Below are 21142 nucleotides of genomic sequence, written 5' to 3' on the forward strand. Positions count from 1 at the left end.
ACCTGCGCCGCAGCCGTAGCCGCGATCACCCGGCCGCGCGGGCCGCCTGCCGGGTCGCGCCGGGGGTCTCGCCGAGCACGGCCCGGTAGCGACGGGTGAAGTGGGCCTGGTCGGCGTAGCCGAGTTCGGCGGCCAGACCGGCCAGCGCGGCATCCGGGTCGGTCCGGAGCACCGCGGCGGCGTGCTGCAGGCGACGGCACTCGATCAGCCACAGCGGGGTCAGCCCGATGTGGCCGCGGACCAGCCGTTCCAGCGTCCGCGGCGCGACGCCGACGAGCTCGGCGAGCTGGTCGGCGCGCACGACGTCGGTGCGGGACTCGGCCAGCGCGCAGGCCCGGTTGACCAGGCGTCCGGCGTCGGTGACCCGGTCGGCCAGCGGGGCGAGCCAGTCCCGCACCGTCGCGGCCGGGTCGCCGCACGCCACGGCCGTGGTCAGCTCCGCCACCGGCGCGGCGTGGACCTCCTCGTCGGCGCCACGCAGTGCGGCCGGCGCGGTGGCGGTGAACAGCGGGGTCGCGCCGGGCCGGAGCAGCACGCCGACGACCCAGGACCGCCCGGTCAGCTCCCGGACGTCGACGCCGGTGCGCGGCCCGTGCAGCGTCGCGGTGACCGGGTCGGTGACGAGGTTGAACGCCGGGTACTGCAGCACCCGCTGGCGCACCGTGCGCCCGGGCGGCACGTCCCAGCGGGCGGTCCACACCCAGCGCACGAGGTCGTCGAGCCCGATCCGAACCCGGTCGAGCGCGACCTCCGGGGCGCCCGGGTTCAGGTGCCCGCGCGACTCGACGGTCATCGACCACTCCTGTCGGCAATGTTCAATCCGCCCGTGTCGCGGGGCGGGCACGCTCGTCCCATGGAGCTCACGAGCAGCGTCACCGGCACCCACACCACCGACGGCCGCCCGCACGGGGTCACCTCGATCACCCCGCACCTGGTGGCATCACCCGCCCGCGCGGCGATCGAACTCTACTGTGCCGCCTTCGGGGCCCGGGTGCTCTCGGTCACCGAGATGGGCGACATGATCGGGCACGCCGAGCTGGAGCTGGCGGCCGGCCGGTTCACCGTCTCCGACGCGATGCCCGACTACGGCCTCGTCGCCGCCCCGGCGGGCGACCACCCGGTGTCGCTGTCACTCGCGGTGTACGTGCCCGACACCGACGCGACCGTCGCCACGCTGACCGAGGCCGGGTCGACCGTGCGGGAGCCGGTCTCGACGTTCGTGTCCGGGGACCGGTTCGGCTCGGTCGTCGACCCGTACGGGGTGCGGTGGGCGGTGATGACCCGGGTGGAGGACCTGTCGCCGGAGGAGAGCGCGCGGCGGGTCGCCGAGTGGGCGGCGGAGCAGGGCTGACGGTGGGGCGGGCGGTCCCTGATCGGCGCGCCCGGCGTCCGGGCCGCAGTCGACGGCACACAGCAGGGCCGGCCGGGGCCTCGGCCCTGCCGTGGTCCGGGGTGCCGGCGCATCGTGCTCCCGCTGTGCCCGGGACGCAGGACCAGCACCGTTCTCGCAGCTCACGAGTTCGCAATGGTGAACGAGAACTAGAACTCGAACACATGTTCGAGTAGTATCGACGATGTGACCGCGACCCAGGAGCCACCCGACCACGCCACCGGCGTGGGCCGCGGCAGGTTCCGCTCCGGCGACCTCGCCCTGATCCAGCTCCTGATCGACCAGGCCATCGACGACGACACCACCCTGCTCTCCGAGGCCGACCTGATCGACCAGGTCCAGCAGATCGAGTCCGTCCAGGCCTCCCTCGCTGCCCTCCAGTCCACCCGCATCCGGGCGTTCGCCCGAGCCCACGTCGAGAACCGCCTCACCGACGACCGGACCGACCGGAGCGACCGCTCCCGGACCGACGTCGAGCGGCTCCACCGCAGCGTCGTCGCCCAGGTCCAGCTCGCCTGCCGGGTCTCCACCACCGAGGCCCGCACCCGCGTCGCCAATGCCCGCGACCTGCACTCCGGACTCGACCACATCCGCGGCCTGCACATCGCCGGCGAGCTCAGCGCCGCCAAGGTCACCGCGATCGCCGTCGAATGCCGCGACCTCGACCCACGCAGGCGCAGGCAGGTCGACACCCGGCTCGCCACACACGACCTCACCCGCTACGGGATCGGCCGGCTCCGCGCCATGACCCGCCGACTCGTCGCCGAAATCGCCCCCGAACACTTCCGAGCCCGCGTCCACGCCGCCGCGGCCGAGCGTCGGGTCACCCTGCGACCGGCACCGGACGCGATGAGCTACCTGACCGCCTACCTCCCCGTCGCACAAGGCGCGGCCTGCCTCGCCGCACTGCAGAAGGCCTTCGTGCAGGTCCAGGTGGATCCGGCACCGTTGACCCGCAGCCGCGGGCAGGTACTCGCCGACACATTGGTCGAACGCGTCACCGGACAGGCCACCGCGACCGCGGTCAACCTGGAGGTCCAGGTCACCGTCCCGGTCCAGTCCCTGCTCGACCCCACCTCCCCACTGCCCGCGGAGATCCCCGGGCTCGGACCCGTCCCGGTCGAGCTGCTGGCCACCAGCGAGGGAACCGCATCCCTGCGGCGGCTGCTCACCGACCAGGGTCTGGTCATCGGCGGGGACTCACGCCAACGCACCTTCACCGGACTCCTCGCCACGCTGGTGAAGGCCCGTGCGGGGAATCGGTGCACCGAGCCCTACTGCGACGCACCCCTCCGCCACATCGACCACATCCACCGGGCCGCCGACGGCGGACGCACCGAACTCGACAACGGACGCGGACTGTGCGAGTTCCACAACCACATCCGCGAACAACCCGGATGGCACGTGGCCCGCGGTCCGGACGGGGTCACGACCACGACACCCACCGGGCACACCTACCGCGGGCCGGACTGACCCGACCCGGTGCCGGCGGCCGTCAGTCGATCAGGTCCATCCCGGTGCCGGTGCGCCCCTGCTCCGGGGGCAGCCCGCCGCCGTAGTTCGGGCCGTACTGACCGCGCCAGATCTGGCTGCGCCCGCGCCCGACGACGCCCAGCGCGTTGTTCAGGGTGGTCTCCAGCTCGCCGAGGGTGGTGTCGACGTAGTCGTCGCACTCGCGGCGCAGCCGGTCGGCCTCGGCGTGCGCGGAGCGGACGACCTCGGTCTGGGACACCAGCCGGGTCTGTTCGTTCTGCCCGTCGGCGATGAGCCGGTCGTGCGCGGCCCGGCCGGCGTGGCTCATCCGCTCGGCCTCGTCACGGGCCCGGTCGGTGAGCTCGGCGTACTGACGGCGGCCCTCGGCGACGGCGCGCTCCGCCTCGTGGCGGGCCTCGGCCAGGGTGCGCCCGGCTTCCTCCTGCGCCTCGGCGACGAGCCGCTCGGCCTCGGTGCGCGCGTTCTGCAGCGTCTCCTCGGCCTCGGAGTTCGCCGCGGTCCGGGTCTCCTCCGCCTCGCGCTCGGCCTCGGACACGATGTCGTCGCGCCGGTCGAGCACGTCCTGGGCGTCGTCCATCTCGCCCGGGATCGCCTCGCGGACGTCGTCGAGCAGCTCCAGCACGTCGCCGCGCGGGACCACGCAGTTCGACGTCATCGGGACGCTGCGCGCCTCCTCGACGATCGTCACCAGCGCGTCCAGCGACTCGAAGACCCGGTACACGCGAGCGATCCTCTCACCGTCACGGGCGCGGACCCGTTATTCGGCGCCGCTCCCGCGTGTCAAGTTCCGACCGGGTGAGCCTCGCAGAGGTCCGGGCTCAGCCGGACAGGCGCTCCAGCAGCCGGGTGTGCACGCTCGGCGGGAGGAACGCGGTGACGTCGCCGCCGCCGCGGGCAACCTCCTTGACCAGCGAGCTCGACACGTAGACCTGCCCGGGCGCGCCGGGCAGGAACAGCGTCTCGACCCCGGTCAGGTGCCGGTTCATGTGCGCCATGGGGAGCTCGTAGTCGTAGTCCGTCGCGCCGCGCAGGCCCTTGACCATCGCCCCGGCGCCGCGCTCACGGCAGTAGTCGACGACGAGGCCCTGGAACGACTCGACCCGCACGCCCGGCAGGTCCGCGGTGATCTCGGTGAGCATCGCGACACGCTCGTCGACGGAGAACAGCCCCTCCTTGCGGGGGTTCACGAGGATCGCGACGAACACCTCGTCGAACAGCCCCGCGGTGCGGGCGATGACGTCGAGATGCCCCACCGTCGGCGGGTCGTAGGAACCGGGGCAGACGGCGCGGCGGACCTCGGGCATGGGGCGGAACCTATCAGCCGGTGATCACCGGTCAGGCCCAGCTCCGGTCGAGCGACATGTGCAGCTCGTAGCGGTCACCGCGGTAGTGGGACACGGTGTACTCGACCGGCCGGTCGCCGGAGCTGGCGGTCCGGTCGAACACCAGGACCGGGTGCCCCGCGGGGATCCCGAGCAGGACCGCCGAGGCCTCGTCGGCCTGCCGGGCGGCGACGGTCTGCTCGGCGCGGTCGATGGGGAGCCGGTAGTGGTCCTGCAGGATCCCGTAGACCGAGCCGCTGAGGTCGTGGGCGTCGAGGTCCGGGACCAGCTCGGCGTCGTACCAGGCGTCGTCGATCGACATCGGCACCCCGTCGGCGACGCGCAGCCGCCGCAGGTGCCAGCACCGGCCGTCGGGGCCCTGGCCGAGCGCACGGACGGCCTCCGGCGGCCCGGTGGTGCAGGCGACCTCGAGGACGACCGTGGTCGGGGTCAGTCCGAGCCGGCGCATGTCGTCGTGGAAGGACGCGAGGTGCAGCCGGGAGCGCGCGGTGCGGGCGGCGACGTAGGTGCCCTTGCCACGGACCCGGGTCAGCAGCCCGTCGCGCTCCAGCTCGCCGACGGCGGCCCGCACCGTCACCCGGCTCACGCCGTGGTCCAGACACAGCCTGCGCTCGCTGGGGAAGGGGTCGCCCGGTGAGAAGTCCCGCGCGATTGTCTCCGCGAGCAGGGTGCGGAGCTGCTCGTGCTTGGGCACGACCCCGTCGCCGATCCGGACCTCGCCGTTCATGGTGCCGTCCACCGTAGCCACTACCGCCCCCGTCCCGGTGCGCCGACCTGCCCGGCCGCGACGGGCCCGGCCCGCTCCCCGGCGGCCGCCCGGTCGAGCACGAGCGTGCAGTGCGGGTGGGTGCGCAGCACGGTCGCGGGCACGTCGGTCGTGACCGGTCCGGACACCGTCGCCGCCACGGCCGCGCGCTTGCCCTCCCCCGTCGCGACGAGCACGATCCGCCGCGCGCCGGTGATGGTGGCCAGCCCCTGGGTGAGCACCCGGTGCGGCACGTCGGCCGGACGGTCGAAGAAGCGTGCGTTGTCGGCGCGGGTCCGTTCGGTCAGCGTCGTGACCCGGGTGCGCGAGTCGAACGCCGAGCCGGGCTCGTTGAACCCGATGTGACCGTTCCCGCCGATGCCCAGGATCTGCAGGTCCACCGGGCCGTGCGCGGCGAGCAGCCGCTCGTAGTCGGCGGCGGCCGCCTCCGGGTCGGCGCGGGTGCCGTCGGGGGCGTGCACCGCGGCCGGGTCGATGTCGAGATGGTCGGTCAGCTCCCGGCGGATGACCTCGCGGTAGGACTGCGGATGCCCCGTGGGCAGCCCCAGGTACTCGTCGAGCAGGAACGCCCGCGCCCCGGCGAAGGACAGCCCCTCCTCGCGGTGCCGCCGGATCAGCTCGGCGTAGGCGGGCAGCGGGGAGCTTCCGGTGGCGAGCCCGAGGGTCGCCGGCCGGCCGGTGTCACGGGCCAGGACCTCGGCGACGGCGTCGGCGACCGCCCGCCCGCAGGCCCGTGGGTCGTCGAGGACCACGACCTCCATCACGCACCCCCACCGGTGACGGGCTCCCCGGCACGCAGCACGTGGCGCGGCCGCAGGTCCGCGTCGGTGACGAGCACGTCGGCGCGGTGGCCCGGGGCCAGCGACCCGACCTCGCCGTCGAGCCCGAGGAGCCGGGCCGGCGTGCGGGTCGCGGCGAGCACCGCGTCCGGCAGCCGGACCCCCGCGTCGCGCACCGTGGCCCGGACGACGTCGACCAGGCACGCGGTGCCGCCCGCGATGGGCCCGTCCGGGATCCGGGCGACGCCGTCGTCCACCCGGACCTGCATGGTGCCCAGGCGGTACTGGCCGTCCGGCATCCCGGCCGCGGCCATCGCGTCGGTGACCAGCGCGACCCGGTCCGGCCCGACGAGGTCGAACACCGCGGCGACGGTCTCGGCGGCCAGGTGCACCCCGTCCGCGACGAGCTCCACGACGAGCTCGCCCCGCGCGGCCGCCGCCAGGCACGCCGCGGCGGGCCCGGGCGCCCGGTGGTGCACCGGGGGCATCGCGTTGAACAGGTGGGTGGCGCTCATCGGCGCCCCGCCGGCCCGTTCGATCCCGGTCGTGGTGGTACGGGCGTCGGCGTCGGTGTGGCCGATGCTCGGCAGCACGCCGTGCATGGCGAGCACCGCGAGCAGGTCCGCCGCGTGCGCGGTCTCCGGCGCGTAGGTCACCGACGCGACGGCGCCGTCGGCCTTGGTCAGCAGCTCGTCGAGCAGCACGGGATCACCCGGGAGGATCGCTCGCGGGTCGTGCGCGCCGCACCGCGCGGTCGCCAGGAACGGGCCCTCCAGGTGGATCCCGGCGAGATCCCCGGCGACGACGAGCGGGCGCAGCGTCGCGATCCGTTCGGCCAGCACGTCCGGCGGGGCCGAGACGAGCGAGGCGACCGTCGTCGTCGTGCCGTGCGCCCGGTGGTGGGCGACGGCCGCCGCGGCCCCGGCCGCCGTCGCGTCCGGGAAGCCGTGTCCGGCACCGCCGTGGTCGTGCACGTCGACCAGCCCGGGCAGCAGCAGCGACGACGACGCGGGCGGGAGCGGACCGTCGTACGCCGCGGCCGGGACGACTGCGACGATCCGGTCCCCCGCGACCGCGACGACCGAGTCCGGGAGCAGCCGGCCGTCGGTGACGACGGTGCCGCGCAGCACGCGGTCCGCCGTCACGCGTCGTGGTCCGTCTCGAGCAGCGCCACGAGGCCGTCCAGCGCGGCGGGTGCCTCGTCGCCGTCGGCCCGCAGGACGACCTCGTCGCCGAAGACGACGCCGAGGGTCATGAGCCCGAGGACGCTGCGGGCGTCGACCGGGTCCTTCCCCTGCGTCGCGACGGTGACGTCCAGTCCGGTGGCGCCTGCTGCGCGGGCGAACAGCGCGGCCGGGCGGGCGTGCAGCCCCACCCGGGACGCGACGACGGCGGTGCGGGTGTGCACGGTGCTCTCCTGCTCCTCGTGGGTGGTCACCGGTCGGTCCGTCCGGCGGTGTCGGTGTCGACGGCGGCCCCGGTGGTCCCGGCGCTCTCGGTGGTCGCGGCGGTGACGGTGGCCGGTGTGGTCTCGGTGCCGGTGGTCTCGTCGTCCTCCCGGCCGGGGGTGCGCAGGTTCCAGCGGCGGATCACGAAGCGGAACAGCACGTAGTAGACGACGGCGTAGGCCAGCCCGATCGGGATCAGCCACAGCGGCCGGGTGGACTGGCCGAAGTTGAGGACGTAGTCGATCGCGCCGGCGGAGAAGGCGAACCCGCTGTGGATGTCGAGCGCGTTGACCAGCGCGAGCGAGGTGCCGGTGAGCACCGCGTGGATCAGGTAGAGCGGCCACGCGACGTAGACGAAGGCGTACTCGAGCGGCTCGGTGATGCCGGTGACGAAGGAGGTCAGCGCGACCGACACCATGATCCCGCCGACGACCTTGCGCCGCTCCGGGCGGGCCTCGTGCCAGATCGCGAGTGCCGCCGCGGGCAGCGCGAACATCATGATCGGGAAGAAGCCGGTCATGAACGTCCCGGCGGTCGGGTCACCGGCGAAGAAGCGGTTGAGGTCACCGCGGGTGCCGTCGAAGTCCCCGATGAGGAACCAGACGACGTTGTTGACGATGTGGTGCAGCCCGACCGGCAGCAGGAGCCGGTTGACCAGGCCGAAGATCCCGCCGCCGACGACCGCGTTCTCCCCGACCACGGTGCCCAGCCCGGTCAGCCCGGTGTTGAAGACCGGGTAGACCAGGCTCATCACCGACGCGATCACCATCATCGAGACCGCGGTGAGGATCGGGACCAGCCGACGGCCGTTGAAGAAGCCGAGGAAGGTCGGCAGCGTCGTGCGGTGGAAGCGCTGCCACAGCAGCGCCGCGACGAGCCCCGCGACGATGCCGCCCAGCACCCCGAAGTCGATCGTGGCCTGCTCGCCCTTCGAGTCGAGCACCCCGGGCAGCAGCACCGGGGACAGCGCGGTGAACACGCCGTCCATGACGAGGTAGCCGACGAGGGCCGCCAGGGCGGTGGAACCGTCGGAGCGGCGCGCCCAGCCGATCGCGATGCCGACCGCGAAGATCATCGGGAGGTGGTCGAACAGCGCACCACCGGCCGCGGCGAGCACCGCCGCGGGCTGCTTCAGCGCCTCGACCCCGCCGAGCAGGTCGTCCTGCCCCAGACGCAGCAGCAGACCGGCCGCGGGCAGGACGGCGATCGGGAGCATCAGGCTCCGGCCGAGACGCTGCAGGCCGGCCAGCCCGGCCCGTCGTCGTACCGGTTCCGCTGTGGAGGTGCTCATGGGCTCGCACTCCTCGTGAGGTGTCGGCGACCGGGGCCGGTGCGCGGGCGTTGTGGAGCTGCCGCGTCAGCCGGTACGGTCTGGTTATAACCAGTGAGGGTGCGGGGCGATCGCGGCACTGTCAAGACACTGGTCATGACCAGTAGTGACCGGAGAGCGGAGGAACCCCATGAGCAGGGCCGACGACATCGTGGCGGGGCTGGGCGGGCCCGGGAACATCACCGACATCGAGGCGTGCATCACCCGGCTGCGGACCGAGGTCGGCGACCCCGGCCTGGTCGACGACGCCGCGCTGAAGGCCGCCGGGGCGCACGGTGTGGTCCGGTCCGGGACCGTCGTGCAGGTCGTGATCGGGCCGGAGGCGGAGAACCTCTGCGACGACGTCCGGGACCTGCTGTGAGATCCGTGCTCGCGCCCGTCGACGGGACCGTGGTCGGGCCGGCGGGAGTGCCGGACCCAGTGTTCCGCGACGAGCTGCTCGGCGGTGGGACGGCCGTCGAGCCGTCCGCGGACACCACCGAGGCGGTCGTGCTGGCCCCGGTCGGCGGGACGGTCGCGGCGCTGCACCCGCACGCCTTCGTCGTCGCCCCCGCCGACGGGCCGGGGGTGCTGGTGCACGTCGGGATCGACACGGTCTCGCTCGGCGGGGCCGGGTTCACCGTGCACGTCGCGAAGGGCGACCCGGTCGAGCCGGGTACCCCGGTGCTGACCGTCGACCTCGCCGCCGTGCGGGCGGCCGGCCTGGCCGCGACCTGCCCGGTCGTCGTGCTGGACTCACCCGCCGGGTCGGTGACCGCCCCCACCGGGCACACCGTGCGCGCCGGCGACGAGCTGTTCCGCCTGTGAGCGGCGCCGACGCAGTGGCCACCGTGCCCGACGGGGCCCCGGTCGTCTTCGACCTCGACGGCACCCTCGTGCGCAGCGAGCACGTGCACCGCCGGATCTGGGCCCGGTTCTTCGCCGAGTGGGGCGCCGAGGTCGACGACGACACCTACCGGCACCGGTTCATGGGCCGCCGCGCGGTCGACGTACTGCGCGAGGTCGACGGGCCGTGGCGCGGCGAGGACCCCGACGAGCTCGCCGCGCAGCTGGCCGGGCACGGCTCCGCCCTCGCCGAGGACGTCGACGTCGTCCCCGGCGCACCCGCGCTGCTCCGCTCGCTGGCCGAGCGCGGGCACCGACTCGCGGTGGTGACGAGCGCCCGCCGCAGCTGGGCGGACCGGGTGCTGGGTGACGTGCTCGGCGCGGCCCCGCTGGTCGAGCTGGTCGTCACCGCCGAGGACGTGGTGCGTGGCAAGCCGGACCCGGAGGGCTACCTCGCCGCGTGCCGACGTCTCGACGCCGACCCGGGCGGCTGCGTCGCGTTCGAGGACTCCGTCGCCGGGGTGTCCTCGCTGGTCGCGGCCGGGATGGGCACCATCGTCGGGGTCCGGACGACGGCCGGGGACGCGGAGCTGACCGCGGCCGGGGCGCACCGCACGGTGCCCGACCTGACGCCCGACCGGCTACTGGGCCCGGCGGCCTGATCCGGGCTCAGCCCACGAGCGAGCCGTGGTGCAGGACGGTGTCGCCGTAGCGGCGTGACCGGCCCGCGGCGAACCCCTCCGGCCAGGCGAACTCCCCCGACGCCTTCGCCCGCTCGACGACGACGGCCGCCCCGGGTGCGAGCCACCCGTGGGCGGCCGCGGCGCTCAGCCAGCCCGCGACCTCGTCGTCGGGGACCGCGTAGGGCGGGTCGACCAGCACCACGTCGAACGCCCGCGGCGCGGGCCCGGCCAGCACGGTCCCGGCCCGCCCCGCGACGACCGACCCGCCGAGCCCGACCGCGGCCAGGTTGCGCCGCAGCACCCCCGCGGCCCGCTTGTCCGACTCGACGAACAGCGCCTCGGCGGCGCCCCGGGACAGTGCCTCCAGCCCCAGCGCGCCGGAACCCGCGCACACGTCGAGCACGGCGGCGCCGTGCAGGCCCGGGTCGTGGTCGAGCGCGGAGAACAGCGCCTCCCGGACCCGGTCCGACGTCGGCCGGGTCCCCGACGGCGGCACGGCGAGCCGTCGTCCGCCCGCCGTGCCCGCGATCAGCCTGGTCATCGCTCCATCGTGCCGTGCGGCTCAGTCCAGCTCGACCAGCAGGTCCCCGCCCTCGACCTGGGTGACCTTCCCGATCGCGAGCCGTTTGACGGTGCCGGCCCGGTGCGCGGTGATCGACGCCTCCATCTTCATGGCCTCGATGGTGGCGACGGTCTGGCCGTCGTCGACGGTGTCGCCCTCCTCGACCTGCAGCGTCACGACACCGGCGAACGGGGCGGCGACGTGCGCGTCGTTGCCCTTCTCCGCCTTCTCCGCGGCCTTCACCTCGGTGGCGACCGACTCGTCGCGCACCGACACCGGGCGCAGCTGGCCGTTCAGAGTGGTCAGCAGGGTGCGGTAGCCGCGCTCGTCGGGCTCGGAGACGGCCTCCAGCTCGATGATCAGCGTGACGCCGGGCTCGAGGTCGACGGTGTGCTCGAGGTCCTCCTCCAGGCCGTAGAAGAAGTCCTTCGACGACAGCACCGCGGTGTTGCCGTACTGCTCGCGGTGGGTGTCGAAGTCCTTGGTCGGGCCGGGGAACAGCAGCCGGTTCAGCGTGCGGCGCCGGTCGTGGGCGAGGCCCTCGCGGTCGTCGCCGGACAGTTCCGCCTTCTCCGCCGCGGGGCTGCGGCCCTCCAGCGCGCGGGTCCGGAACGGCTCCGGCCAGCCCGCGGGCGGCGAGCCCAGCTCACCGCGCAGGAACCCGATCACCGAGTCCGGGATGTCGAAGCTCGCCGGGTCCTTCTCGAAGTCCGCGGACTCCACCCCGGCCCCGACCAGGTGCAGGGCCAGGTCACCGACGACCTTCGACGACGGCGTCACCTTCACCAGCCTGCCCAGCATCCGGTCCGCGGCGGCGTAGCAGTCCTCGATCAGCTCGAACCGGTCGCCCAGCCCGAGCGCGATCGCCTGCTGGCGCAGGTTCGACAGCTGCCCGCCGGGGATCTCGTGGTGGTAGACCCGCCCGGTCGGCGACGCGAGCCCGGACTCGAACGGCGCGTAGACCTTGCGCACCGCCTCCCAGTACGGCTCCATGTCCCCGACCGCGGCCAGGCTCAGCCCGGTCGCACGGTCGGTGTGGTCGGTGGCCGCGACCAGCGCCGACAGCGACGGCTGGCTCGTGGTGCCGGCCATCGAGGCGACCGCGCCGTCGACGGCGTCGACCCCGGCGTCGATCGCCGCGACCAGCGTCGCGAGCTGGCCGCCAGCGGTGTCGTGGGTGTGCAGGTGCACCGGGAGGTCGAAGCGTTCCCGCAGCGCCGTGACCAGCGTCCGCGCCGCCGGCGGGCGCAGCAGCCCGGCCATGTCCTTGATCGCCAGCACGTGCGCACCGGCCTCGACGATCTCCTCGGCCAAGCGCAGGTAGTAGTCGAGGGTGTAGAGCTTCTCCCCCGGGTCCGACAGGTCCGCGGTGTAGCAGAGCGCGACCTCGGCCAGCGCCGTGCCGGTGCTGCGGACGGCGTCGATGGCCGGACGCATCTGGGACACGTCGTTGAGGGCGTCGAAGATCCGGAAGATGTCCATGCCGGTGTCCGCCGCCTCCTGCACGAAGGCGTCGGTCACCGCGAGCGGGTACGGCGTGTAGCCGACGGTGTTGCGCCCGCGCAGCAGCATCTGGGTGCAGATGTTCGGCGCCGCCGCCTTGATCGCGGCGAGCCGGTCCCACGGGTCCTCGGCGAGGAAGCGCAGGGCCACGTCGTAGGTCGCACCGCCCCAGCACTCCAGCGACAGCAGCTCGGGCATGGTGCGCGCCACGTACGGCGCGACCGCGAGAAGGTCCCGGGTCCGGATCCGGGTCGCCAGCAGCGACTGGTGGGCGTCGCGGAACGTCGTGTCGGTGACGGCGACGGCGGTCTGCTCACGCAGCCGGCGTGCGAAGCCCTCGGGGCCGAGCTCGCGCAGCAGCTGCGCGGAGCCGTCCGGCGCCGGCGTCTCCAGGTCGACACCGGCGGGCAGCTTGTCCACCGGCTCCACGACCAGCGGCCGGTCACCGTTGGGCTTGTTCACCGTGACCTCGCCCAGGTACTGCAGGATCCGCGAGCCGCGGTCGGCCGACGGGCGGGCCTTGAGCAGGTGCGGGCGCTCCTCGATGAAGCTGGTGGTCACCCGGCCCTGCTTGAAGTCCTCGTCCTCCAGCACGGCGGCCAGGAACGGCAGGTTCGTCGCCACACCACGGATCCGGAACTCGGCCAGCGCGCGCCGGGCGCGCCGGGCGGCGTTGGCGAAGTCGTGGCCGTGGCAGGTCAGCTTGACCAGCATCGAGTCGAAGTGCGCCGAGACCTCGGCGCCGACGTGCACGGTGCCGCCGTCCAGACGCACGCCCGGGCCGCCCGGGGAGCGGTAGACCGACAGCGTGCCGACGTCGGGGCGGAACTCGTTGGCCGGGTCCTCGGTGGTGATGCGGGTCTGCATCGCCGCGCCGGTGAGGGTGATGTCGTCCTGGGTCAGCCGCAGCTCCGGCAACGTGAGCCCGGAGGCGATCCGCAGCTGGGCGATGACCAGGTCGCGGTCGGTGACCTGCTCGGTGACCGTGTGCTCGACCTGGATCCGCGGGTTCATCTCGATGAAGTGGTGCTTGCCGCGCTCGTCGAGCAGGAACTCCACGGTGCCGGCGTTCACGTAGCCGATCGTCTTCGCGAAGTTCACCGCGTCGGCGCAGATCCGGTCCCGCAGCTCCGGGTCCAGGTTCGGGGCCGGGGCGATCTCGACGACCTTCTGGTGGCGGCGCTGCACCGAGCAGTCGCGCTCGTAGAGGTGCACGACGTTGCCCTCGGCGTCGGCGAGGATCTGGACCTCGATGTGGCGGGGGTTGACCACCGCCTGCTCCAGGAACACGGTGCCGTCACCGAAGGCCGACTCCGCCTCCCGGCTCGCGGCCTCGATCGCGTCGCGCAGGTCGCCGGGCTCGGTGACCCGGCGCATCCCGCGCCCGCCGCCGCCGGCAACGGCCTTGACGAAGATCGGGAAGTCGATGTTCTCGGCGGCGGCGAGCAGCTCCTCGACGTCGTCGGAGGGGTCGGAGGACTCCAGCACCGGCACGCCCGCCTCGCGGGCGGCCGCCACGGCGCGGAACTTGTTGCCCGTCAGGTGCAGGACCTCGGTGGGCGGGCCGACGAAGGTGATGCCCTCCTCGGCGCAGGCACGGGCGAGGTCGGGGTTCTCCGACATGAAGCCGTAGCCGGGGTAGACCGCGTCCGCGCCGGCCTTCTTCGCGGCGCGGATGACCTCCTCCACCGACAGGTACGCGCGGACCGGGTGACCCGGCTCACCGATCTGGTAGGACTCGTCGGCCTTCGCGCGGTGCAGCGAGTTGCGGTCCTCGTACGGGAACACCGCCACCGTCGAGACACCCAGCTCGAACGCGGCCCGGAACGCCCGGATGGCGATCTCGCCCCGGTTGGCCACCAGCACCTTGCGGAACATCGGTCTCCTCATCACGGTCGGCGACGAACCCCGTCGCGACAGGGGTTCCCCGCGACGGACGCGTGATCCTGACACGATCGGAGCGGTCCCGACCACCGCTCGGGACGGGGTGCCCACCCAGCGGGACGACGCCCCGCACCGGGCGGCACGTGGCGCGATCCGCCCACCTGGGGCACCGTGGACGGTGGTCCGGGGCGGAGGGGCGGTGGTGCCGGTGCTGACCGTGGTGGTCCAGCTGCTGTCGCTGGCGTTGCTGGTGATGGCCGTGGTCGGCGCCTACCGGCGGCTGCGCGCCGACCGCGGCCCGGTGGACGGTCCGGCGGCGGAACCGGTCCCGCGGCCCGCGCTGTCGCCCGACGCCGTCGCCGCCGAGCAGGCGTGGCGACGTGCACGGGCCGAGTTCCAGCGGCTGCGCGGTGAGTTCGCCGCGCACGAGGCCGACCCGCTGGCCGTGCTGCGCCGACCCGCGCTCTCGGACACCACCGTCGCCGCCACCGCCCGGTTCGTCGACGCGTTCGCCGAGGCGCAGGCGCTGGACACCGACGGCTACCCGGGCGAGCCGCACGCCGCGACCCACGTGCGCGCCGTCGACGCCGCCCGCCGCGCCTGGACCGCCGCGGTGGACGCCGCCGACCGGATCCGGCTCGCCGGGCTGGACCCCGAGGAGCGGCGCACCGTCGAGCGCGTGGTGAAGCTGCTGACCACCGCGCGGGACTCCGACTCCGAACCCGAACGGCTCGCCGCCTACGGCCGCGCCCGCGCCGAGCTGGACCGCCTCGAGCGGTCCGGCCGGGTGCACCTGCCCCGCCCGGCCCGCGCGAGGCTCGACGCCGCGGCCCGCGGTGAGCTCCCCGGGCCGTGACCGGTCAGGACTTGTCCAGGTAGGCGGCCCGCTCCTCGTCGCCGAGGGTCTCGGCCACCAGGTCCCGCAGCCGCGGGTGGCCGGCCAGGCCCGGGTCCTCGGCGACCAGGTGCCGGGCGTAGACCTGGGCCTTCTCGATGACCTCGCCGTGGCGCAGCAGCGACAGCAGCTTGAGCCCCGAGCGGGACCCGGACTGGCTCGATCCGAGCACGTCGCCCTCGCGGCGCAGCTCCAGGTCCAGCCGGGCCAGCTCGAAGCCGTCGGTGGTCCCGGCGATCGCGTCGAGCCGCTCGCGGGCGGCGGTCGCGGCGGGCATGTCGGTGACCAGCAGGCACAGCCCGGGAGCGCTGCCCCGGCCGACCCGGCCGCGCAGCTGGTGCAGCTGGGACAGGCCGAACCGGTCCGCGTCGAGCAGCACGATCCCGGTCGCGTTCGGCACGTCGACGCCGACCTCGATCACCGTGGTCGCGACCAGCACGTCCAGCTCGGCGCGTTCGAAGGCCCGCATCACGGTGTCCTTCTCCTCCGGCGGGAGCTTGCCGTGCAGGATCCCGACGCGCAGCCCGGCCAGCTTCTCGGAGATCAGCGGGGCGATGTCGAGCACCGCGAGCGGGGCACGCCGCTCCTCGCCGCCGTCGTCGTCCGGCGGGGGCTCCTCGGCGTCCTCCTTCTCGGCGCCCTCCTTCTCGGCACCGCCGACCCGGGGGCACACGACGTAGCACTGGTGGCCCGCCTCGACCTCCTCGCGGATCCGCTGCCACACCCGCTCGATCCACGACGGGTGCTCCGCCAGCGGCACGACGGTCGTCGCGACCGGGGAGCGGCCCTTCGGCAGCCCCTTCAGCTCGGACACGGCCAGGTCGCCGTAGACGGTCATGGCCACGGTGCGCGGGATCGGCGTGGCCGTCATGACCAGCATGTGCGGGGCCTTCTCACCGCGGGCGCGCAGCGCGTCACGCTGCTCGACACCGAAGCGGTGCTGCTCGTCGACCACGACCAGCCCCAGCTCGGCGAACCCGACGGTGTCCTGGATCAGCGCGTGGGTCCCGACGACGATCCCCGCCGCCCCGGACTGCGCGTCGAGCAGCGCCTGCCGCTTGGCCTTCGCCCCCATCGACCCGGTCAGCAGCGTCACCGCGGTCGCGTTCTCCGCCGCGCCGAGCTCGCCGCTGCGCCCGAGCGGGCCGAGCATCGCCCGCAGCGAGCGGGCGTGCTGGGCGGCGAGCACCTCGGTGGGGGCCAGCATCGCGGCCTGGGTGCCCGCGTCGAACGCCTGCAGCATCGCCCGCAGCGCGACGATCGTCTTGCCCGCGCCGACGTCGCCCTGCACGAGGCGGTTCATCGGGTGCTCCCGGGCGAGGTCGGCGGCGACCTGCTCACCCACCTCCTGCTGGCCCTCGGTGAGCGGGAACGGCAGGTTCGCGTCGAACGCGGCGAGCAGGCCGTCGTCACGGCGCGGGCACACCGGGGCCGGCCGCGCGACGGCGGCCTCCCGGCGCAGCGCGAGCGCCAGCTGCACACCGAGCGCCTCGTCCCACACCAGACGGTGCCGGGCGGCGAACAGGTCGGCCTCGGTCTCGGGGACGTGGATGCGCCGCAGCGCCCGCCCCAGCTCGGGCAGCTTCTCCCGCTCGCGCAGCGACTCGGGCAGCGGGTCGGTCGGGTCGTCGATCTGGTCCAGCACCTGGCGGACCGACCGCGCGATCGCCTGCGAGGTCACCTTGGCGTTCGCCGGGTAGACCGACAGGAACGGGCGCAGCGAGTCGCTCTCCTCGATCTCCTCGAACTGCGGGTGGGTCAGCTGGAGCCGGTTGTTGAACACCCCGACCTTGCCGGAGAACACCCCGACGACGCCCTGCTTGATGAAGCCCTGCAGCTTCCAGCCGTTGAAGAAGGTGGCGTCGAGCTCGCCGCCCTTCTCGTCCCGGATGACGGCCTTGAGCATCTTCCCGCGCCGGTTGCGCATGTCCCGCAGCTCGGCCCGCGCCACCTGCGCGACGACCGTGACGTGCTCGCCCGCGACGAGACCGGCGATCTCGGTGAGCCGGCCGCGGTCGACGTAGCGGCGCGGGTAGTGCCGCAGCAGGTCGCCGACGGTCTCCAGCCCGAGCGGGGCCAGCGCGTCGGCGGCCTTGCGCCCGAGCGGCCCGTCGAGCCGGCTGTCGAGGTCGAACCCGTCGTCCATCTACTCCACTCCCAGCACCAGCGGGTAGTCGCCCTGCTCCCCCCGGTGCACCACGACGTCGACCTCCGGGTGGGTGCGGCGCAGGTCCTCGGCGAGCCGCTCCCCGAGCTCGTCGGGGGCGGCCGAGCCGAGCAGCACGGTCACCAGCTCCCCACCCGGAGTGAGCATGCGGTGAGCCAACCACAGGGCACCGACAGCGAGATCCGGGGCGATCAACACGACCTCGCCGTCGGAGATCCCGAGGATCTCCCCCGGGCGGCAGGGACCGGCCCAGGTGAGCGCCTCGGCCTCGGCGACGGCCAGCCCACCGGTCCGGGTGGCGGCCGCGGCCTCGGCCATCGCGACGACGTCGTCCGGGGCGCGACGGGCCGGGTCGTGCACCGCGAGCGCGGCCAGGCCCTGCAGCACCGAGCTCGCCGGGACCACCACGACGTCGATGCCCTCGAAGCGCACCCGCTCCGCCGCGGTCTCGGTGACCGTGCGCCGGTGCGTCGCGCACGGCAGCACCACGACGTGCTCCGCACCGGTCGCCCGGATCGCGGCCAGGACCTCGTCGACGGTCGGGTCCGGGTCGGCGACCAGCACGTTCCCACCCGCGGCCCGGGCCAGCGCCCCGGCCCCGCTGCTCTCGATCATCAGCAGGACGGCGCGGTCCCGGCTCGGCGACGCCGGCGGCAGCGCCTCGATCCGGATCCCGGACGGGCGCCCCGCCGCGAGCCCCGCCTCGACCGCGGGCCCGGCCTCGGTGGTGTGCACGTGCACCATCACCCCGCCGCTGCCGTCCCCGGCGAGGCCGACCGAGTCCCCGAGCCCGGCGAGCCGGGCCCGCAGCGTCTCCACCGCGGCGGGGTCGGGGGCGGGCAGCCAGTAGGAGACCTCGTAGACCGGCTGGGGCACCCACGGCACGAGCTCGCCGCCGGCGGTGACCGTCGAGGCCGGACCCGGCCCCGCCGCCTGCGACGACGGCGGCGGCGCCGGATCACCGCCGGCCGCGGCGACCAGCGCGTCGAGGACGACGACCAGGCCGAGCCCGCCCGCGTCGACGACCCCGGCCCGCACGAGCTCCGGCGGGCGCCCGGTGGACCGGGCCAGCGCGGCCCGCGCCGCGTCCGCCGCGACGCGCGCGGCCTCGGCGAGGGCGACGGTCGTCCCGTGCCCCACGTCCGTCCCGTGTCCCGCGTCGGCGGGGTCGGCGGGGTCGGCGACCCGGGTGAGCGTCGCGCCGGGGACCAGGGGCCCGGACGCAGGCCCGGACGCCGTACCGGCGGCGACCCGCGCCGCGACGGCCGCGGCGGCGGCGTCGAGCACGGTCAGTGCGGTCCCCGGACGCGGCGCGGACACCGCGACGGCCGCCAGCGCCGCCGCCCGCCGCAGCGCCCCCGCGAGCAGCTCACCGGCGGGGGTGTTCGGGCGTCGTGCCGCCGCGGCCTCCAGCTCCTCGGCCAGGCCCCGGAACAGCTGGGACAGGATCAGGCCGGAGTTCCCGCGGGCTCCGCGCACGGCGGCCGCGGCCAGGGCCGACGCGGCCCGCACCGGCCGGACGTCCTCGGCCGCGTCCCCGTCGAGCGGGGCCGAGGCGGCCGCGCGGGCGGTCAGCAGCAGGTTCGACCCGGTGTCGTGGTCGGCGACCGGGAAGACGTTGATGCGGTCGATCTCGGCCCGCCCGGCGGTGAGCCGCTCGGCGGCGGCGTCGATCCAACGGCGCAGCAGCGCGGGGTCGAACGGCGAGGCCACGGGCACCACACTAGGTGCGCGGCGGCCCCCGGTGCCGCGGGACGGCCCCGCGCGCCGGTCGCGACACGGGGGTGGCTAGACTTGAAGGCCGAGCCTCGGCACGTCCGTGCCGAGAATCTGTTCGTGAATCTGTTCGTCAACCCGAGGAGTGTCCGACGTGGCTGCCGTCTGCGACGTCTGTGGCAAGGGTCCGGGCTTCGGCATGTCTGTCTCGCACTCGCACCGCCGCACCCACCGCCGCTGGAACCCCAACATCCAGACGGTGCGCGCCGCGATCAACGGTGGCAACCGCCGTCGGATCAACGCCTGCACCTCCTGCCTGAAGGCGGGCAAGGTGACCCGCGTCTGAGTGCGCGAGACCCGAACCACGATCGAGGCCCGGTCCCCTGGGGACCGGGCCTCCGTCGTTCCCGGGGCGGCGGCTCACTCGATCATGGACCGCCACCAGCTGCGGCGCGGCCCGCGCACCGTGACCGACCCCATGCCCACCTTGCCGTGGACCACGACGTGCGGCCCGGCGGCCCCGGGCGTCGAGGGCACCTTGGTCTTCACCTCGCCCCAGGACGCCTTCGTGCCGTCGACGTCGGCGGTGCCGCCCTCGGGCAGGACCAGCACGACCTCGCCCATCCCGAGCGCGACCTCGACGTCGATCCGCGGCGGCAGCGACCGCACCTCGGACAGGTCGAGGTGGATGGTCCCCATCGACGACTGCAGGTACAGCGCCGCCGGGACCTGCCAGTCCCCGGTGCGCTTGATCGTCCCGGCGGCGGTCGTCAGCCGCACCCGCTCCGACGGCGCGGGGGGACGGGCCGGGACCGGCGCCAGCGCGGTGACCGACGGCGGCAGCCCACCGGGCAGGTCCGCCAGCGGCGGCCGCAGGTCCCGGGCGACGCGGGCGGCGTAGACCGCGTCGAGCCGTTCCTCCAGCTCGGCCAGCGTGATGCGGCCCTCACCGAGGGGGTCGTGCAGCCGGCGGGCCGCCGCCTCACGGTCGGCGTCCGATATGCGCATGTCCCCCGGGTCGTCCACCCGGTCCAGCCTAGGGCAGCTTCCAGTCGACGGGTTCCCCGCCGATCTCCTCGAGCAGGTCGTTGGCCCGGCTGAACGGCCGCGACCCGAAGAAGCCGCGGTCGGCCGACATGGGCGACGGGTGTGCCGACTCGATCGTCGGCACGTCCTCCAGCAGCGGCGCGAGGTTGCGGGCGTCGCGGCCCCAGAGGATCGCCACCATCGGCGCGGCGTCGCGGGCCACCAGGGCCCGGATCGCCTGCTCGGTGACCTCCTCCCAGCCCTTGTTGCGGTGCGAGGCCGGCTCTCCCGGTGCGACGGTCAGGCACCGGTTGAGCAGCAGCACGCCCTGCTCGGTCCACGGGGTCAGGTCGCCCGAGCTCGGCGCCGGGTGCCCGAGGTCCTCGGTGTACTCGCGGAAGATGTTCTGCAGCGAGCGCGGCAGCGGCCGGGTCCCGGGGGCGACGGAGAACGACAGCCCGACCGCGTGACCCGGGGTCGGGTACGGGTCCTGGCCGACGAGCAGCACCCGGACGTCGTCGAAGGGCTGCTGGAACGCGCGCAGCACGTTCGCCCCGGCAGGCAGGTAGCGACGGCCCGCGGCGATCTCGGCACGCAGGAACTCGCCCATCGCGGTGATCGTCTCGGCGACCGGCTCCAGGGCCCTGGCCCACCCGGCCTCGACGACCTCGTGCAGCGGCTTGGCCATCAGCCCTCCAACCGGCGCAGCTGGGAGGCGAACCGGCGGCCCCGGTCGACGTAGGACTCCACGGCGTACCGCCAGCGGTCGGCGGGCACCTCGTAGCCGTCGCGGACGCGGGCGGGCACGCCCAGCGCCATCCGGTACGCGGGCACGTCGGCCTTCGGGGAGACGACCGCGCCCGCGGCGACGACCGCGCCCTCGCCGATCGTCGCACCGTTCAGCACCACCGAGCCCGACGAGACGAGCGCGCGGTTGCCGATGGTGGCCGCCTCGATGTGCACGTTGTGCCCGGCGGTCACCTCGTCCCCGATGATCGTCGGCTGCTGCAGGGTGGTGTGGATGATCGACCCGTCCTGGATGCTGCTGCGGGCGCCGACCTCGATCCGGCCGTCGTCGCCGCGCAGCACCGCGGTCGGCCAGACGGTGGACTCCGGGCCCAGCGTCACGTTGCCGATCACGACGGCGTCCGGATGGACGTAGGCGGTCGGGTGGATGTCCGGTTCGGCGTCACCGAGCGCGTACAGAGGCACACCGGGAGGGTACGAAGCCCCTGCGGACCGCCACGCCGGGGGCCCACCCACCCCCGGGAAACCGTGCGTGGCGCAACCGACCGGAGTGACCGGAAACGTCGGTGTGGAAACCCCGTCGA

General features: G+C 74.6%; 22 protein-coding genes. 7 read left to right on the forward strand and 15 right to left on the reverse strand.

Features of this window, described 5'->3' with window-relative positions:
• Window positions 1–25: 25 nt before the first annotated feature.
• Window positions 26–793, reverse strand: a complete 768-nt coding sequence (locus FVA95_RS11440) for a helix-turn-helix domain-containing protein (RefSeq protein WP_149664192.1) — start codon at window positions 791–793, stop codon at window positions 26–28.
• Window positions 794–853: 60 nt separating this feature from the next.
• Here FVA95_RS11440 and FVA95_RS11445 point away from each other — a divergent pair, with 60 nt between their 5' ends.
• Together FVA95_RS11445 and FVA95_RS11450 are read left to right on the forward strand one after the other, a co-directional pair.
• Entirely contained in the window at window positions 854–1351 is a 498-nt protein-coding gene (locus tag FVA95_RS11445) for a glyoxalase/bleomycin resistance/extradiol dioxygenase family protein (RefSeq protein WP_149664193.1), read from the forward strand.
• 225 nt (window positions 1352–1576) lie between these two features.
• A complete protein-coding gene (locus FVA95_RS11450) occupies window positions 1577–2863 on the forward strand; it encodes an HNH endonuclease signature motif containing protein (protein WP_149664194.1) in 1287 nt (428 codons plus the stop codon).
• A 22-nt stretch (window positions 2864–2885) separates the two neighbouring features.
• On the opposite strand, the gene FVA95_RS11455 is transcribed toward FVA95_RS11450, so the two are convergent.
• The 7 genes from FVA95_RS11455 to FVA95_RS11485 all read right to left on the reverse strand — a co-directional run bounded on the left by FVA95_RS11455 (window position 2886) and on the right by FVA95_RS11485 (window position 8511).
• A complete protein-coding gene (locus tag FVA95_RS11455) occupies window positions 2886–3605 on the reverse strand; it encodes a DivIVA domain-containing protein (RefSeq protein WP_149664195.1) in 720 nt (239 codons plus the stop codon).
• Between the two features lie 97 nt (window positions 3606–3702).
• Window positions 3703–4188 carry a pantetheine-phosphate adenylyltransferase gene (coaD, locus tag FVA95_RS11460; protein WP_149664196.1) on the reverse strand — a complete coding sequence of 162 codons (486 nt, stop codon included), beginning with the start codon at window positions 4186–4188 and terminating at the stop codon, window positions 3703–3705.
• A gap of 31 nt (window positions 4189–4219) precedes the next feature.
• Entirely contained in the window at window positions 4220–4954 is a 735-nt protein-coding gene (locus FVA95_RS11465) for a GntR family transcriptional regulator (RefSeq protein WP_149664197.1), read from the reverse strand.
• Window positions 4955–4974: 20 nt separating this feature from the next.
• Window positions 4975–5754 (reverse strand): glucosamine-6-phosphate deaminase, encoded by a 780-nt coding sequence (locus tag FVA95_RS11470; protein ID WP_149664198.1) that lies wholly within the window; start codon window positions 5752–5754, stop codon window positions 4975–4977.
• Entirely contained in the window at window positions 5754–6917 is a 1164-nt protein-coding gene (locus tag FVA95_RS11475) for an N-acetylglucosamine-6-phosphate deacetylase (protein WP_149664199.1), read from the reverse strand. The genes FVA95_RS11470 and FVA95_RS11475 overlap by 1 nt, the downstream gene beginning before the upstream one ends.
• On the reverse strand, window positions 6914–7180 hold the full coding sequence (locus FVA95_RS11480; RefSeq protein WP_149664231.1) for an HPr family phosphocarrier protein: 267 nt from the start codon (window positions 7178–7180) through the stop codon (window positions 6914–6916). The genes FVA95_RS11475 and FVA95_RS11480 overlap by 4 nt, the downstream gene beginning before the upstream one ends.
• 26 nt (window positions 7181–7206) lie before the next feature.
• Complete coding sequence (locus FVA95_RS11485; protein WP_205015825.1) at window positions 7207–8511, reverse strand: PTS transporter subunit EIIC; 1305 nt, start codon at window positions 8509–8511, stop codon at window positions 7207–7209.
• Between the two features lie 169 nt (window positions 8512–8680).
• Between FVA95_RS11485 and FVA95_RS11490 the strand changes: the two genes are divergently transcribed.
• Genes FVA95_RS11490 through FVA95_RS11500 form a run of 3 tightly spaced genes read left to right on the forward strand, consistent with a single transcriptional unit; the run spans window position 8681 to window position 10037 of the window.
• Window positions 8681–8911: a glucose PTS transporter subunit EIIB gene (locus FVA95_RS11490; protein WP_020626212.1), complete on the forward strand. Its 231-nt coding sequence runs from the start codon at window positions 8681–8683 to the stop codon at window positions 8909–8911.
• Between the two features lie 5 nt (window positions 8912–8916).
• Window positions 8917–9357: a PTS glucose transporter subunit IIA gene (locus FVA95_RS11495; RefSeq protein ID WP_240051423.1), complete on the forward strand. Its 441-nt coding sequence runs from the start codon at window positions 8917–8919 to the stop codon at window positions 9355–9357.
• Window positions 9354–10037 (forward strand): HAD family phosphatase, encoded by a 684-nt coding sequence (locus tag FVA95_RS11500; protein ID WP_161992278.1) that lies wholly within the window; start codon window positions 9354–9356, stop codon window positions 10035–10037. Before FVA95_RS11495 ends, FVA95_RS11500 begins: the two co-directional genes overlap by 4 nt.
• Window positions 10038–10044: 7 nt before the next feature.
• Here the strand turns inward: FVA95_RS11500 and rsmD are convergent, their stop codons facing one another.
• Both rsmD and FVA95_RS11510 read right to left on the reverse strand, forming a co-directional pair.
• Window positions 10045–10599, reverse strand: a complete 555-nt coding sequence (rsmD, locus tag FVA95_RS11505; RefSeq protein ID WP_149664202.1) for a 16S rRNA (guanine(966)-N(2))-methyltransferase RsmD — start codon at window positions 10597–10599, stop codon at window positions 10045–10047.
• A 21-nt stretch (window positions 10600–10620) separates the two neighbouring features.
• On the reverse strand, window positions 10621–14001 hold the full coding sequence (locus FVA95_RS11510; protein WP_149664203.1) for a pyruvate carboxylase: 3381 nt from the start codon (window positions 13999–14001) through the stop codon (window positions 10621–10623).
• A gap of 205 nt (window positions 14002–14206) precedes the next feature.
• On the opposite strand from FVA95_RS11510, the gene FVA95_RS11515 reads away from it, so the two are divergent.
• A complete protein-coding gene (locus FVA95_RS11515) occupies window positions 14207–14863 on the forward strand; it encodes a hypothetical protein (protein WP_149664204.1) in 657 nt (218 codons plus the stop codon).
• Window positions 14864–14867: 4 nt separating this feature from the next.
• Here FVA95_RS11515 and recG read toward each other — a convergent pair whose 3' ends face one another.
• Window positions 14868–17048, reverse strand: a complete 2181-nt coding sequence (gene recG / locus FVA95_RS11520; RefSeq protein ID WP_149664205.1) for an ATP-dependent DNA helicase RecG — start codon at window positions 17046–17048, stop codon at window positions 14868–14870.
• Window positions 17049–18782, reverse strand: a complete 1734-nt coding sequence (locus FVA95_RS11525; RefSeq protein WP_149664206.1) for a DAK2 domain-containing protein — start codon at window positions 18780–18782, stop codon at window positions 17049–17051.
• Between the two features lie 157 nt (window positions 18783–18939).
• Here FVA95_RS11525 and rpmB point away from each other — a divergent pair, with 157 nt between their 5' ends.
• A complete protein-coding gene (gene rpmB / locus FVA95_RS11530; RefSeq protein ID WP_020627372.1) occupies window positions 18940–19131 on the forward strand; it encodes a 50S ribosomal protein L28 in 192 nt (63 codons plus the stop codon).
• A gap of 74 nt (window positions 19132–19205) precedes the next feature.
• Here rpmB and FVA95_RS11535 read toward each other — a convergent pair whose 3' ends face one another.
• The 3 genes from FVA95_RS11535 to FVA95_RS11545 are packed head-to-tail and all read right to left on the reverse strand — an operon-like array spanning window position 19206 to window position 21023.
• On the reverse strand, window positions 19206–19811 hold the full coding sequence (locus FVA95_RS11535) for a DUF1707 domain-containing protein (protein ID WP_240051424.1): 606 nt from the start codon (window positions 19809–19811) through the stop codon (window positions 19206–19208).
• Between the two features lie 10 nt (window positions 19812–19821).
• Complete coding sequence (locus FVA95_RS11540; RefSeq protein WP_086002420.1) at window positions 19822–20502, reverse strand: uracil-DNA glycosylase; 681 nt, start codon at window positions 20500–20502, stop codon at window positions 19822–19824.
• Complete coding sequence (locus FVA95_RS11545) at window positions 20499–21023, reverse strand: gamma carbonic anhydrase family protein (RefSeq protein ID WP_149664207.1); 525 nt, start codon at window positions 21021–21023, stop codon at window positions 20499–20501. Before FVA95_RS11545 ends, FVA95_RS11540 begins: the two co-directional genes overlap by 4 nt.
• Window positions 21024–21142 lie beyond the last annotated feature (119 nt).

The organism is Pseudonocardia sp. EV170527-09 (assembly GCF_008369905.1).
GTDB lineage: Bacteria > Actinomycetota > Actinomycetes > Mycobacteriales > Pseudonocardiaceae > Pseudonocardia.